Annotated in this window: 15 protein-coding genes; 2 read left to right on the plus strand and 13 right to left on the minus strand. The window is 31.8% G+C overall.

The features are described 5' to 3' along the window. The first annotated feature begins 39 nt into the window (after window positions 1–39). Entirely contained in the window at window positions 40–810 is a 771-nt protein-coding gene (locus tag C8D80_RS05935) for a mechanosensitive ion channel family protein (RefSeq protein ID WP_133608375.1), read from the plus strand. On the opposite strand, the gene tsaB is transcribed toward C8D80_RS05935, so the two are convergent. The 3 genes from tsaB to C8D80_RS05950 all read right to left on the minus strand — a co-directional run bounded on the left by tsaB (window position 811) and on the right by C8D80_RS05950 (window position 4223). Next, window positions 811–1470, minus strand: a complete 660-nt coding sequence (gene tsaB / locus C8D80_RS05940; protein WP_133608377.1) for a tRNA (adenosine(37)-N6)-threonylcarbamoyltransferase complex dimerization subunit type 1 TsaB — start codon at window positions 1468–1470, stop codon at window positions 811–813. Between the two features lie 99 nt (window positions 1471–1569). Beyond that, a complete protein-coding gene (locus C8D80_RS05945) occupies window positions 1570–2883 on the minus strand; it encodes an efflux RND transporter periplasmic adaptor subunit (RefSeq protein WP_133608379.1) in 1314 nt (437 codons plus the stop codon). A gap of 20 nt (window positions 2884–2903) precedes the next feature. Continuing rightward, window positions 2904–4223: a TolC family protein gene (locus C8D80_RS05950; RefSeq protein WP_162845056.1), complete on the minus strand. Its 1320-nt coding sequence runs from the start codon at window positions 4221–4223 to the stop codon at window positions 2904–2906. Window positions 4224–4341: 118 nt separating this feature from the next. Between C8D80_RS05950 and C8D80_RS05955 the strand changes: the two genes are divergently transcribed. Beyond that, window positions 4342–5733: a DUF4403 family protein gene (locus tag C8D80_RS05955; RefSeq protein ID WP_133608383.1), complete on the plus strand. Its 1392-nt coding sequence runs from the start codon at window positions 4342–4344 to the stop codon at window positions 5731–5733. A 34-nt stretch (window positions 5734–5767) separates the two neighbouring features. Here C8D80_RS05955 and C8D80_RS05960 read toward each other — a convergent pair whose 3' ends face one another. The 10 genes from C8D80_RS05960 to deoC form a co-directional block, all read right to left on the minus strand. Next, a complete protein-coding gene (locus C8D80_RS05960; RefSeq protein WP_133608385.1) occupies window positions 5768–6010 on the minus strand; it encodes a hypothetical protein in 243 nt (80 codons plus the stop codon). Then, entirely contained in the window at window positions 6000–6539 is a 540-nt protein-coding gene (locus tag C8D80_RS05965) for a DUF420 domain-containing protein (RefSeq protein WP_133608387.1), read from the minus strand. The genes C8D80_RS05960 and C8D80_RS05965 overlap by 11 nt, the downstream gene beginning before the upstream one ends. 1 nt (window position 6540) lies before the next feature. Then, window positions 6541–7167, minus strand: coding sequence for an SCO family protein (locus tag C8D80_RS05970; protein WP_133608389.1), 627 nt, complete (start codon window positions 7165–7167; stop codon window positions 6541–6543). Between the two features lie 6 nt (window positions 7168–7173). Continuing rightward, on the minus strand, window positions 7174–7875 hold the full coding sequence (locus tag C8D80_RS05975) for a hypothetical protein (RefSeq protein WP_133608391.1): 702 nt from the start codon (window positions 7873–7875) through the stop codon (window positions 7174–7176). Between the two features lie 77 nt (window positions 7876–7952). Then, window positions 7953–8303 (minus strand): cytochrome C oxidase subunit IV family protein, encoded by a 351-nt coding sequence (locus C8D80_RS05980; RefSeq protein ID WP_133608393.1) that lies wholly within the window; start codon window positions 8301–8303, stop codon window positions 7953–7955. 20 nt (window positions 8304–8323) lie between these two features. Further along, entirely contained in the window at window positions 8324–9304 is a 981-nt protein-coding gene (locus tag C8D80_RS05985) for a cytochrome c oxidase subunit 3 (protein ID WP_133608395.1), read from the minus strand. Window positions 9305–9349: 45 nt separating this feature from the next. After that, window positions 9350–9937 (minus strand): cytochrome c oxidase subunit 3, encoded by a 588-nt coding sequence (locus C8D80_RS05990; RefSeq protein WP_133608397.1) that lies wholly within the window; start codon window positions 9935–9937, stop codon window positions 9350–9352. A 2-nt stretch (window positions 9938–9939) separates the two neighbouring features. Continuing rightward, window positions 9940–10842, minus strand: a complete 903-nt coding sequence (gene cyoE, locus C8D80_RS05995; RefSeq protein ID WP_133608399.1) for a heme o synthase — start codon at window positions 10840–10842, stop codon at window positions 9940–9942. A gap of 90 nt (window positions 10843–10932) precedes the next feature. After that, window positions 10933–13035: a gliding motility protein RemB gene (locus tag C8D80_RS06000; protein ID WP_133608401.1), complete on the minus strand. Its 2103-nt coding sequence runs from the start codon at window positions 13033–13035 to the stop codon at window positions 10933–10935. Between the two features lie 9 nt (window positions 13036–13044). Next, entirely contained in the window at window positions 13045–13788 is a 744-nt protein-coding gene (gene deoC, locus C8D80_RS06005; RefSeq protein ID WP_133608403.1) for a deoxyribose-phosphate aldolase, read from the minus strand. Window position 13789: the final 1 nt, after the last annotated feature.

Below are 13789 nucleotides of genomic sequence, written 5' to 3' on the forward strand. Positions count from 1 at the left end.
TAAAAAAATCTCTGAATATCTTTGCAAAAAAAATTAAGCATGAACCCAACAGAAATCCAAAATTACATCGAAACCATAAAGAAATTAATCTTAGAATATTCTCCCAAATTTGTAGTAGCCATTATTATCCTTGTAGTTGGATTGTGGGCGACAAGTTTTATCACTAAGACAGCTAAAAAAGTAATGATAAAACGCAATGTAGAATTAACACTTTCTAATTTTATAGGAAACTTAATTTTTTGGACATTACGTGTTTTACTTTTTGTAACCGTAATTTCAAAATTAGGCATTGAAACATCAGCATTTGTAACCATTTTGGGTGCAGCTGGTTTAGCGATTGGTTTATCATTACAAGGTTCGCTTTCTAATTTTGCTGGTGGAATTTTAATTATTCTTTTCAAGCCTTTTAGATTAGGAGATACTATTGAAGCACATGGAGAAACAGGAAAAGTAGATGAAATTTTGATTTTTTCTACAAGATTAATCACCGCAACTAATCAAGTAATTTACATTCCAAACGGAATTTTATCGAATGGGAAAATTAAAAACTATTCGCAATTAGGAATTAGAAGAGCCGATTTAGTTTTAAAAACAAACTATGATTCTAATTTTTCTAAAATTAAAACTAGCATTTTAAATTTTGTCTCATCTCACGACTTAGTTTTACAAGATCCAAAACCAGAAATTTTAGTCACTGATTTGTCTGAAACTACAATTGTATTTACAGTAAAAGTTTGGACAAACAATAACGATTACCTAAAGGCAACTTCTGATATTTTAGAATTTAGTAAAAGTGAAATATCGCTTTAACTATTTACTCAAAACGAAATCTTTCAAATAATAAGGTTCAAAATAAGCGACATCAACAAAGTCTCTTATTTGATATTTATCAAACGATAACTGACTCATTTCGTTAGCCGAAGGAAAAACCACATCCGAATGAAAAACAAATTTAGTGTCAATTAAAGTGTTTTTGAATTTTTCAGTACCATCGCCTACTAAATGAATTGTTTCTGTAATTTCTTGATAAGAAGTTTCATCAATAATTTCCGCCTGAGTATTTCTAATTTGATTGTGATTTTTATCGTAAAATGCTGAGAAAACTTCCATTCTACGAGCGTCAATCATTGGAATGATGATTCCGTCTTCAATTTGAATTTGTTTTGCCAAAAGTTGCAATGTATCAATAGCAATCATTGGAATATTCAACGCATAACAAAATCCTTTTGCAGAAGAAACACCAATTCGTAAACCTGTATAAGAACCAGGTCCTTGACTTACAGCAATAGCATTCAAGTCAGAAAACTGCAAATTATTTTCAGCAAGTAATTCTTCTATAAAAACGTGTAATTTTTCGGCATGAGAAAAATTTTGCTCAGCAATTTCTTTGCATGCTATCGTTTTTCCTTCATTTGCTAAAGCTACAGAACAATTTTTTGTTGCCGTTTCTATGTTTAGAATAATTGACATAATCAGATTTTTGAAATGCAAAGTTAAGAAGATAAACCCGTAAAAAAAATAAGGCGCAGTTACCTACGCCTTATCTACCCAAATTAACTAATAAGAAATCTATTTCTTACTTTCTTTTTTATCTTTTTCGGTTTCCACTCTAATTTTATCATTAGAAACTAAATCTTTGGAAACAGTTGTATAAGGTCCAATAATGATTTCTTCACCCGATTTTAATCCTGAAATAATTTCAATATTAGTATCATCTTGAATTCCAGTTTTAACAACTCTCAATTTTGCTTTATCACCCACTTTCACAAAAACACACTCGTATTTTTTATCACTTTTAGGAGCCGTTCCTTTTTGCTCTTGCTCCTTTTTCTCTAACTCAGCAACAATATCTTTTTTAACTGAAGTGGTATCATCTTTAATCACAACTGCGCTAATTGGCACAGCTACAATATTTTCTTTACGTTTCGTAATAATATCAACTGTAGCAGTCATTCCTGGTCTGAATGGCGAGAAATTAGCTGGTTTTCCTTCTAATAAATCTTGGTATGATTCTTTTAAAATTCTAACCTTTACTTTGAAATTCGTAACCTGATCAGCTGTTAAAGTTGAACTTGCTGAATTAGAAATACTCGTAACAATTCCCTTAAACTCTCTTTTTAAATAGGCATCAACTTCAATATTTGCTGAATCTCCAATGCTAACTTTTACAATATCGTTTTCGTTAACATCAACTTCTACTTCCATATTGTTTAGGTTAGCAATTCTAAGAATTTCTGTTCCCGTCATTTGTTGCGTTCCTAAAACTCTTTCTCCTAACTCAATATTTAATAGCGATATCGTTCCATCTGCTGGAGCGTAAATTGTGGTTCTACCTAAGTTATCTTTTGCCTCAGTAACTGTTGCAGAAGCACTTTGTACTTGATAATAAGCCGATTGTTTGCTTGCAACTGCAACTTCATAAGCCGATACAATTCTATCCCATTCTGATTTTGAAATAATTCCTTTATCAAACAATTTTTTATTTCGGTCGTAATTGGCTTTTGCTTCTTTTACTTGAGCATCAGCCTGACTTAATCCAGCTTTTGTAGTTGACATAGAAGCTACAGAACGATTTACTCCAGACTCATATAAATCAGGATTGATTCGCACTAATAAATCGCCTTTTTTAACTTGTTGCCCTTCTTTAACTGGTAAAGCGATAACTTCTCCTGAAACTTCAGATGAAATTTTCACTTCAATTTCGGGTTGGATTTTTCCAGTTGCCGAAACCGTTTCTACAATTGTAGTTTGAGCAACTTTTGACAATTCAACAATTTTTGAATCATCATTATTTCCGATAACGCCACCTTTTTTAAGTCCAACTAATAACAAGATTAATCCGATTGCACTTCCTAATAAAATGAATATGGTTTTCTTTGACATGACTAGGTATTTATGTTTTATTATTGTTTTTTAATTAATGGAATTCCGAAATAGAATTCTAATATTTTGGTTCTAAAAATATAATCGTATTTGGTTCTTAACACGTCTGATTGCGCATTCTCGTATGCAAATGACGCTTGTGAAAAATCGAATGAATTCATTAAACCCACATCAAATCTTTCTTTTGAAAAATTGAAAGATTGTTTTCTAGCTTCTAATGTTTTTTGTGCTGCTTCAAAAGATTTTTTTGCATTGATAACATCATTATAAGCTTGATAGACATTTCGTTCTAAATCTAATTCGGCTTGTTTTAACTGAAACTCTGAACGTTCTTGATTTATTTTTGCACGTTGTACTCTTCCTCTTGTTGCAAATCCATTTAAAATAGGAACATTTAGTTGTAACCCAATTGCTGTTCCATCAAACAATGACAACTGATCTGCAAAATTAAAAGGTGTACTTTCTGCCCAGCGTGTATTGTATCCAAAAAATCCAGATAATGTTGGCAAATAAGACGAACGCGAAATAGAAACATCTTTTTTAGCGATATCTACATTTGACATTGCAATTTTCACATCTTTAACCGATTCTTTAGCTTTGGTTAAAATAGCTTCTTGTGTTTCATTTGTAACATTAGACATTGGTAAATCTATAATTTCATCAGAGATATCAAACGTAGCATATTCTTCTAATAATAATGTTTGGCACAAAGCAATTTTTGAAATTAAAAGCGCGTTTTCCGTACTAATAATTTGTTGTTGCTGAGTAGCATCAGTAGCTTGAAGTTCATAAATATCTCCTGCTGGAAGAGTACCCGCTTCAATTAGCTCTTGTGTTCTTTTAATATTTTCTTTAGTAACTAAATTTTGATTTTTTTGAACTTTCAATTGCTCTTTATTGAACAAAATTTGCAAATAAGAATTGGCTACTGAAAGTGCAATATCATCTTTCATCTTATCTAATCGGTAAGAATTTGCAATTTTGTTTAGCTTAGTTCTTTGTAATGTTTTCCAATTAGCCAATCCGTTAAACAATGTAATATTTGAATTTGCTCCTGCTGAAAACGATTTAAATGTTTCGTTTTGGAATTGGTTAGTAACTGGGTTAATACTCGCTCCCGTATTAATACTATAATTTGCATTAGCATTCAAAGTTGGTAAAAAACCACCTACAGCTTCTAATTTTTCAATATCAGAAGTTTTCAAATCCAATTCAGACTGCTTAACTGAAATATTATTTTTGATGGCGTAATCCACACATTCTTCCAATGTCCATTTTTTCGTTTGTGCCGATAGTTGAAAACCAATCAACAATAGAAAAAGAACTATTTTTTTTGTTATCATTTTATGTGCTTTAATTCTCATTTCTTATAAGACCTCTTTTTCATTATTTTGTTACAGCATATCGATTAAAATTTTACTTTTACATCGAAAAAAACCGAACTTATATTTTGCTGTAATGAAAACAATTATTGCTTTTACTCTTATTTTTAGCTTGTTTTTTGTAGTGATTTCTTGTGGAACCACTAGTAAAATTGAGGCATTAAAACCTTTGCCGTCAAACAATTCACCAGTAGTTTATAAAAACAAAACTTCGTTTGTGGCCATGCCTGTTGAAGTTACATTAAAAGAAATTGAAAGCCAGCTGAACAAAAATTTAACTGGACTAATTTATAACGATTCGATTTTGAGCGACGATAAAACCGAAATGAAAATTTGGAAAACAGCTCCTATCAAATTAACTGAAAAAGATGGAAATATTGTTTCGGTTATCCCAATGAAAATTTGGGCAAAATTCAAATACGGAACCGATTTTATGGGTTTAAATGACACTAGAGAGGTAAATTTAAACGGAACCATCACTTTAAATAGCAAAACTCATTTATCCAATTGGAAACTTACTACGGTTTCAAAATTAGAAGATTTTGAATGGAGTGAAAGCCCAAGTATTCTAGTTGCAGGGAAAAATGTTCCAATTACTTACATTATTAATCCAACACTGAGCATTTTTAAATCGAAAATTGCAAAAAAAATTGATAAAGCTATTGACGAAACTTGCGATTTTAAACCTCAAGTATTATCGGTTTTAGAAAAATTAAGCACGCCTTTTTTAACCAGCGAGCAATATGAAACATGGTTTAAAATGGTTCCAATGGAATTATATGTAACTGAAGCCAAGCTATCAAAATCAAAAATCACATTGAACATGGGTTTAAAATGTAACATGCAAACCATGGTGGGACAAGAACCTAAAAATAGTTTTGATGCTGCAAAAATTGTATTAAAACCTGTAGCTTCAATTCCAGAAAATACGACAGCTTCTGTGGTGGCAGTTTCTACCTATGAAAGTGCGAGTAAAATTGTAACTAAAAATTTTCAAGGTCAAGAATTTGCATCAGGAAGTAGAAAAATTGTCGTTCAAAAAGTAGATTTATGGCAAAAAGATGGTAAAATGATAATTGCTTTAGATGTTTTAGGAAGCATTAATGGCACTATTTATTTGTCGGGAATTCCGAATTACAATCCTATTTCGAAAGAAATTTACTTTGATCAAATGGATTATGTGTTAAATACAAAAGGGATTTTAACCAAATCGGCAAATTGGCTTTTACAAGGAACCATTTTAAGAAAAATTCAAGAAAACTGCCGCTACTCGATAAAAGGTAATTTAGAAGAAGGTAAGAAAAGCATGAATCCATATTTATCAAATTATTCCCCTATGAAAGGGGTTTTTGTAAACGGAACTTTAAACGATTTCGAATTTGAAAAAGTAGAATTAACGGATAAAGCTATCATTGCATTCATCACCACTTCTGGAAAAATGAGCATTAGTATTGACGGAATGGAATAAAAAAAGGCGTTTCAGTTGAAACGCCTTTTTTTATTTAAAGTTCTTTCTTCTTTCCGTATTTTAATCGATAAATGGCGTAACCTAAAATACCAACTAAAAAGTATGGAATTGCCATTAAATATACAATTCCGTCGTTAACGGCTTCTGCTTTTACTCCGCCCTCTTCGCTTTCAAGAGCCGCACGACACATGGCGCATTGGGCACTTAAAATATTAGAAAAAAGAGAAAAGACTATAGTAAAAACTACTATTAGTAAACTTTTGAATTTAGTTTGCATAATACGGAGAAATCATTAAATACACCACAACTCCTGTAACGGCAACATATAACCAAATTGGGAATGTAATTTTTGCAATCTTTTTGTGTTTATCAAATCGTTGTGACCAAGCTTTTACATACGTAGTTAAAACCAATGGAATAATAATAATTGATAATAAAATATGAGTAATCAATATAAAATAGTACACATATTTAATCGCTCCTTCTCCACCAAATTTTGTAGAATCAGAAGTCATGTGATAGGCAACATACATACCTAAAAAAGCAACCGAACATGCGATGGCAACTTTCATTAAATTTTCGTGTAATTTTCTGTTCCCATTTTTGATGGCGATAACTGCAGCCACCAAAACAACAGCTGTTAATCCGTTGATTGTTGCATAAATTGGAGGTAAAAATGATAGTGGTTGCACATCATAACCTAATTTTCTTAGATTAACTCCAAAAAGCAAAGCCACAACAGCTGGAATAGCAACTGATAATACTACAATTAGTTTGTTATATTTTGTTTCTTTATTCGTTTCCATATTATTCTGCTAATAATTTTTTAATATCTTCTTTGATGGCTTCAACCCCTGATGCTTCTAATCCGTCGTAATACAAAATTGGATTGCCTTGAGCATCTTTTCTGCATCTGATTTTTCCGTCTTTATCTACTAAAGCGAATAAACCTGAATGTTCAAATCCTCCAGCTGCTTCATTGTTTTCACCGGCATACAGATTGAAACCTTTATTGGCTAAACTGTAGATGTATTCTTTATCACCGGTTAAAAAATGCCAATTATAATGTTTTACCCCTAATAAATTAGCATGTTCCTTCAATACTTGAGGCGTATCTTTTGCAGGATCGATTGTGATTGATGCCAATCCAAAGTTTGGATTTCCATAAAATTCTTCTTGCAATTGCAGCATGCTTTGATTCATTTTTGGGCAAATCGTAGGACAAGTTGAAAAGAAAAATTCCAACACATATACTTTACCCATATAATCTTTATCAGAAATGGTTTTATTGTCTTGATTCGTTAATTTGAATGCTGGAACAGGACCAATTTCTACTAAATCTGATTTTTGAAATTTTGCAATAATTTTAGGCACTGCCCAAATTCCGAAAATCAGTATAATAAAGGAAATTCCTATGTATGACTTATTTTTCATGACAAATTACTTTTGTTTTTCAATGTTTTCTTTGATATTATCTCTAAAAGCATCTTTTCTTTCGTTCTTATTCTTTTTAAGTGCCAAACGATATTCGCGTAAAATAATCTTTATATCATCTGTCATTTCATTGTGTAAATCGGCAGCCGAAATGGTGTTATAACTTTCTTTATACTCGTTCTCACCTTTTCGATTTTTTCCGTTTCTACCGCGATGATTCAATTCTTTATCAACAATAATAACCGCTGGAGTTCCTTTGTTATCATCTAACTGACCGTTCAATTTGTAACTATCATAGAATTCCTGAATTTTTTCTGGAGTTGAAAAAACAAACTTCCAACCACTCATATCTCCTGTAATGGGATCTAATTCATCTATGATTTGTTGACATTCTTTTTCCTTTCCTGAAGGAACCACCATAATCATTTGGAAATCTTTAAACCCTTTATATTTATTATAAATCTTCTGATTCAGATTGAAAAAGTTACCGCGATTTGTAATTACTTCTGTACCTACAAAACCTAAAACAGTAATTTTTCCTTTCATTGCCTGTTTTGTTCCGTCTAAACTTGACCAATCGGAAGGAATTTCTTGATTGTTTTTAGAAATCGTTGGTAAAAAAAGAGAATTATGAGATGCCGTAGAAAACACCAAATAAATGGCAATAGGCAATATAAAAAGAGATATGAGGACTAATTTATTTTTCATTAGATGAAACTAATTTTGTTCATACAAAAGTAAAAAAAATCCCGATGTAAATCGGGATTATATATTAGAAACAAGTGTTAAAATATCCACTTTAAGTGACCTGTTTTGAAAACTTCGTAAACGTAATCTCCTTCTACTAACAAAATAAAGCATAAGTAAAGGATTAAGAACGTAACTGTCCAAACAATTGATCTTCTAAACCATTTTTTTTCACCTTCCATGTGCATGAATGCCCAAGTAATGTAATATGCTTTTACAATAGTTAAGATGATGAACAACCAGTTCAATAAGTTCATTCCTAAAAAATTAGTAAAAAATAATGATTTAGGTTTATAGATTCCGAATAAAACCTCTACGATAGTAATTACAGATAGAATTCCAAAAACTATCCAAATTCTCTTTGTATTTGATTCGTGTGCGTGTGCCATGATATACTTTTATTATATAATTATACTAAATAGAAGAAAGTAAATACGAATACCCACACTAAATCGACAAAGTGCCAGTATAATCCAACTTTTTCAACCATTTCGTAGCTTTTTCTCTTTTCGTAAGTACCTAATAACACATTAAAGAAAATGATGATATTAATCAATACTCCTGTAAATACGTGGAATCCGTGGAAACCTGTAATAAAGAAGAAGAAATTAGCAAATAATTTATGACCGTATTCGTTTCTAACTAAGTTAGCACCTTCAACTACATATTTAGCGTCTGCTAATCTTTTTAAAGACTCTTCTCTTGATAAAACTGTTTTATGTTTTTCAGCATTCAAAAATTCAGAACGAATTAAAATCGACTCATCAGCTTTGAAACCTTCTACTACTTCATTAACGGAATAGGTTGGCAATGTAGCTTCGTCCATGAACCAAACTCCATTATTTCTTTCGTGTTGTGTTCTTTCTTCATGTAATGTAGCAGAAAAATCAGCAAGAGCTACTCTTTTAAAAGTACCATCTTCTTGTTTTTTAACAAACTGTAAGATTGAACCTCCTTTAGTTTCTAATGCACCATATTCTCCTTTGATGAAGTTTTTCCATTCCCAAGCTTGAGAACCTAAGAAGATAAAACCTCCGATAATAGTTAAAAACATGTAGAACGCTACTTTTGATTTTTTCATGTGATGACCAGCATCAACAGCTAAAACCATAGTAACTGAAGAGAAAATTAAGATAAAAGTCATTAACGCTACATAATACATTGGCGCATTTACACCATGTAAAAATGGAAAGTGGTTAAAAACTTCATCGGCGATAGGCCAAGTTTCAATGAATTTAAATCTTGAAAAACCATACGCGGCTAAGAAACCAGAAAAAGTTAATGCATCTGATAAGATGAAAAACCACATCATCATTTTACCATAGGTTGCTCCTAATGGTCCTGGACCTCCGTCTAAAGCGTGTTCGTCTGAAATAACTGTCGCTCCCATAAATTTTTTAATTGTTAAAAAGTTCCCAAATTTATTATTTTTTTTCTATTTGAAAAAATAGAAAAATAAAAACAAATAAACCCAAATAAAATCCATAAAGTGCCAATACATCGCACTTAGCTCTATACCAAGGGTTTGAGCCGAATTGTATTTTTGTTTATAATGATTATAAATTACTACTAAAAGCGAAATAATACCTCCTAAAAGGTGAGCAATGTGAACCAAAACAGCAATATACAAGAATGAAGTTGTTACATTACTTTCACTTCCTGTAAAGAAATAACCATTTTCGATTACTTGTCCAAATCCTTTAAATTGTAATACTATAAACGCAATTCCAAGCGCTAAAGTAAGCAATAAAAAGGTTGTAGCCATACTTCTGTTATCTTTTTTTGTAGCTTGTAATGCTAAATAAAAAGTAAAACTACTTACTAACATAGCTACTGTACTGATTACAAAAGCAGAAGGCAATACAAAATCTTTTAACCAATCAGGTCTTGACTTACTTACAACGTAAGCACTAGTTAATCCTGCGAAAATCATACAAATGCTAATCATTCCAAACCACAATAACAATTTGTAGGTTTTGCCTTTGCGAGCTTGTTCTTCTTCCAATGTCATTCTATTTTCCATAACTATCGTAAAAATTTATCTATCACATATATTATTTGCAACAAAGAAATATAAGATACACTTACTATCATTAATTTTCTTGCTGCTTTTGCATCCATTTGTTTGTGTAATTGTACCGCATAAAACAACATCCACAATCCTAATAAAAATACGATTACCGCTGCAGTTTTCGATAAAATTAAGTTTCCGGTGAATCCGAAAGCTGGAATTATCGAAGCTAAAATCATCCAAATGGTGTATAGTATCGTTTGAAGAGCAGTTTTTTTGTCTTTTTTACCTGTTGGTAACATGAAAAAACCTGCTTTTTTGTAATCGTCGTATAAAAACCAACCAATTGCCCAAAAGTGTGGAAATTGCCAAAAGAATTGAATGATAAACAATGTTCCTGCTTCAATACCAAAATGACCTGTAGCCGCTACCCAACCTAACATGAAAGGAATAGCTCCAGGAAAAGCTCCAACAAATACAGAAAGTGGCGTTAAAGTTTTTAAAGGCGTGTACAAACTCACATACATGAAAATCGAAATCGCGCCAAACATTGCAGTTTTAGGATTTACATTGTATAAAATAGCTAATCCTAAAACGGTTAAAACGCAACCTAAAATAAAAGCATTTTGTTTTGTAATTCGACCAGAAGGTAATGGACGATTTTTAGTTCGGTCCATTTTGGCGTCTAATTCAATTTCGATGATCTGATTGAAAACATTGGAAGCACCAACCATGCAATAACCTCCAACGATTAATAGCACTAAAACTAGCCATTGAAAAGGTTGTTCCTCATTAAATCCTAACAAATAACCTGCAATAGTTGAAACCACTACACTAATAGATAAGCGCGCCTTTGTAATTTCTACAAAGTCTTTGTAAAGAGATTTTTTAATTTGAGGTTGTGTATTCGTGTCCACTTTAGTGTTTTTCGCTGTGAAATTGCGTGCAAAGATACAAATAAGATTATTGATTTCCTTTTAACAAATTACAGAAAATAGTTAAATCTACTAATAATCAAAATACCAGTTAAATAAATCGCTTCTTAACCCAATGGAAAACCAAGTAGTATTCGATTGAACTGTTGCCGCAGTTTCCGCTGTTGGGTCAAAATTTCTTAACATTACATTTCCAAAAACTTTCAGGTTGTAGGCTGGATTTACTAGGTATCCAACTTGCAAATCAGCAATCATAACAGTAGTTTTATTTCCTTGAGCAATAGAAACTCCTGTGTCATACGGACGATTTTCGTCGTAATCTAAATAGATATTTCCTCCGTAGTTGAAATTATCGGTTCCGTTGTTGAAATCAAATCCGCGTTGGCCGTAAATTAATTTGGCATCAGCAAAATATCTTCCTCTGTAATAACGAGCGATTGCCACAAATTCTCTAAAATTTGCTCCCCATAAATGCCCCATACTTTGATTGTTATGACCGTAATTCGTAATTGGGTTACTATGCGAATAGACATAAGGACGCACTTGATTGTATTCTACCTGAAGTAACAAATTCTTTATTTTGAATGCATCGTAATATTTAGCCCCAACTTGGTAAGCAAATTTATTTCTCCAACTTTGATTACTTTCTTTTACATCTCCAATAGCAAATTCATCAATTAAGAACTGACCGTAAAAGTTAATACTGTTATTCCATTTGTACTTTGAAGAAACTCCTAATAAAGCATTTCCTGTTTTAGATGACGAACCAAACTCAACCGTTCTGTAAAAAATTAGTGGATTTACAAAGTTGAAATCGAAACCTCTTTCGTTAGTGTCAGTCCAAACCACATTTTCAAAGAAACCTAAATTCCATTTTTTGGTCACATTCCAACTCAAATAATGACTTGCCATGTATTTTGTAGCGTAAGTACCTTCAACTGTTGCTAAATCACGTACATCTTTTAACCACATGTAGGTATTCGTATATTTAATTTTCCAAAAAGTGGTATTGATTTTAAAATACGGATACGGACTAGCACCATCACTTTGCAATAAAGAACGATAACCATCACCTAAGAAATTTCTACCATAACCTAACTGAAGATTTACAAACTTACTAGGCTGGTATTTGATGTTTGCTTCCGCCAATGGAAAATCATAAGCGTCTTCTTTGAATCGTTTTGCTATTCCAATTCCCGGAATAATTGCCGGATTTCCTCCTGAAGGGCGAATACTTTCGGCATAAGCATTGTAATAATCTGCAAACCTTCCTTGACTTTCATAAATGGAAGTTGTAAAAGTTAATTGCGTTCCTAAACCTCCGTTTACGATTAAACCTCTTGTGTTTACAAATGTATTTGAAGCTTCGCTTTCTGTATCTTTTCCTACTCTAAAATCGAAAATTGGATTTAAAGTAAACCAATATTCCTCACCTTGAATGGCTACTAGATTTTCATTCCATATTTTTCTTCCCCACCAAGATTCTTTTTGCTTTAAAAAAGCTTTGTTTACGGTTTCAAAATCATAATATTTTGCTACTTCGTCATACGAATAAGGTTTTGAAGCAGTATGATTATTAGCTCCAACTTGATTCATTAAAGCATCAAAAACACCATAATTTTGATGTGAAAACGGCACAACTCCAGAACTTTTAAATTGTGGATTTTCGAATGGTTTATAAACTATATCATCATATTCAGATAATTCTTTTTTGTTATCAATTAAAACTGTATTCGTTTTAGCATATTTTGTTGCCAAATCTTCTTGTGCATTTGGCGCTATTAAAGGAATATTGATTTTAATCGAAAACTTTGAATACGTAGGCTTTCCTGAATAAGTAGCAGGTTTTATTTTTGGTAACGATTCAAAAACGCGGTTAGCCTCTTTTTTTAATGATTCGTGTGAAGCATCTGTATAGATAACTTTGAAATTCCCAATAGTATCTACTTCAAAAACTGCAATTACAGTTCCTTTAAAATTTTGCTCTTGAAGTTCTTGTGAAACTTTAAAATTATTGTAAAAATAATTCTGAATCGTATTGTAAAAACACGTCTCTTGTTGTTTTCCGACAGCATTTTCGCATTCTGAAAATACTGGAAATTGTTCGTTAGTTGAACTTTGAGCAAAAGTTGTAAATCCTAAAACTAACAACAGAAAACTATATATTTTTCTCATAAGATATTTTTAATAATCGCTATTTGAAATTTCGCCAGTTGCAATTGCTTTTGCTGCCGATGTACCAATTCTTTTGATACCTAATTGCACCATTTCAACCGCTTCTTCATACGTTCTGACTCCACCAGCTGCTTTTACAGGTAATGGAAATGAATTTTCTAGCATTAATTTTATCGTTGCAACAGTTGCTCCGTTTGGAACACCTTCTGGCGTTTTATAAAAACCTGTTGATGATTTAACAAATACTTTATCATATTCTTTTTCGGCAAAATTAGCAATTACCACATTCTTTATTAATGTAGAAAGCTGCACAATTTGATGATTATCTAAAGCTGCAACTTCAATAATCCATTTTACAATTTTATTATGTGCTAAACCTAATTTTGTTCCTTGTAAAACTTGCTCTTTCACTGCATCAACTTCACCTCTTTTGAATGCTTCATAATCTACCACGAAGTCTAAATCATCAGCACCATTTTCGATAGCTTGTTTGGCTTCAACTAATTTATCTTCTAAAGTTCCGTTTCCTAAAGGGAAATCGATAACTGTTCCAATGGTAACTTTAGATTTTGCATCTTGAATCATTTTTTTTGCCAAAGCTACTTTGTCTGGACGAATCATGATTAATTTAAAGTCATTATCGATGGCTTCTTGAATACAATTCACCACAACTTGGGTGTTCTCTTTTTCAGAAAGATTCGCCTGAGCTGCTGTTTTAAGATAAGTAGAGTCTAAATAGTGCTTAATGTTCATT

The organism is Flavobacterium cheniae, assembly GCF_004363695.1.
Classification (GTDB): Bacteria; Bacteroidota; Bacteroidia; order Flavobacteriales; family Flavobacteriaceae; genus Flavobacterium; species Flavobacterium cheniae.

Coding starts and splice junctions, on each gene's coding strand:
- C8D80_RS05935 (WP_133608375.1), top strand. CDS start 40: ATGAACCCAACAGAAATCCAAAATTACATCGAAACCATAAAGAAATTA.
- tsaB (WP_133608377.1), bottom strand. CDS start 1,470: ATGTCAATTATTCTAAACATAGAAACGGCAACAAAAAATTGTTCTGTA.
- C8D80_RS05945 (WP_133608379.1), bottom strand. CDS start 2,883: ATGTCAAAGAAAACCATATTCATTTTATTAGGAAGTGCAATCGGATTA.
- C8D80_RS05955 (WP_133608383.1), top strand. CDS start 4,342: ATGAAAACAATTATTGCTTTTACTCTTATTTTTAGCTTGTTTTTTGTA.
- C8D80_RS05960 (WP_133608385.1), bottom strand. CDS start 6,010: ATGCAAACTAAATTCAAAAGTTTACTAATAGTAGTTTTTACTATAGTC.
- C8D80_RS05965 (WP_133608387.1), bottom strand. CDS start 6,539: ATGGAAACGAATAAAGAAACAAAATATAACAAACTAATTGTAGTATTA.
- C8D80_RS05970 (WP_133608389.1), bottom strand. CDS start 7,167: ATGAAAAATAAGTCATACATAGGAATTTCCTTTATTATACTGATTTTC.
- C8D80_RS05975 (WP_133608391.1), bottom strand. CDS start 7,875: ATGAAAAATAAATTAGTCCTCATATCTCTTTTTATATTGCCTATTGCC.
- C8D80_RS05980 (WP_133608393.1), bottom strand. CDS start 8,303: ATGGCACACGCACACGAATCAAATACAAAGAGAATTTGGATAGTTTTT.
- C8D80_RS05985 (WP_133608395.1), bottom strand. CDS start 9,304: ATGGGAGCGACAGTTATTTCAGACGAACACGCTTTAGACGGAGGTCCA.
- C8D80_RS05990 (WP_133608397.1), bottom strand. CDS start 9,937: ATGGAAAATAGAATGACATTGGAAGAAGAACAAGCTCGCAAAGGCAAA.
- C8D80_RS06000 (WP_133608401.1), bottom strand. CDS start 13,035: ATGAGAAAAATATATAGTTTTCTGTTGTTAGTTTTAGGATTTACAACT.
- deoC (WP_133608403.1), bottom strand. CDS start 13,788: ATGAACATTAAGCACTATTTAGACTCTACTTATCTTAAAACAGCAGCT.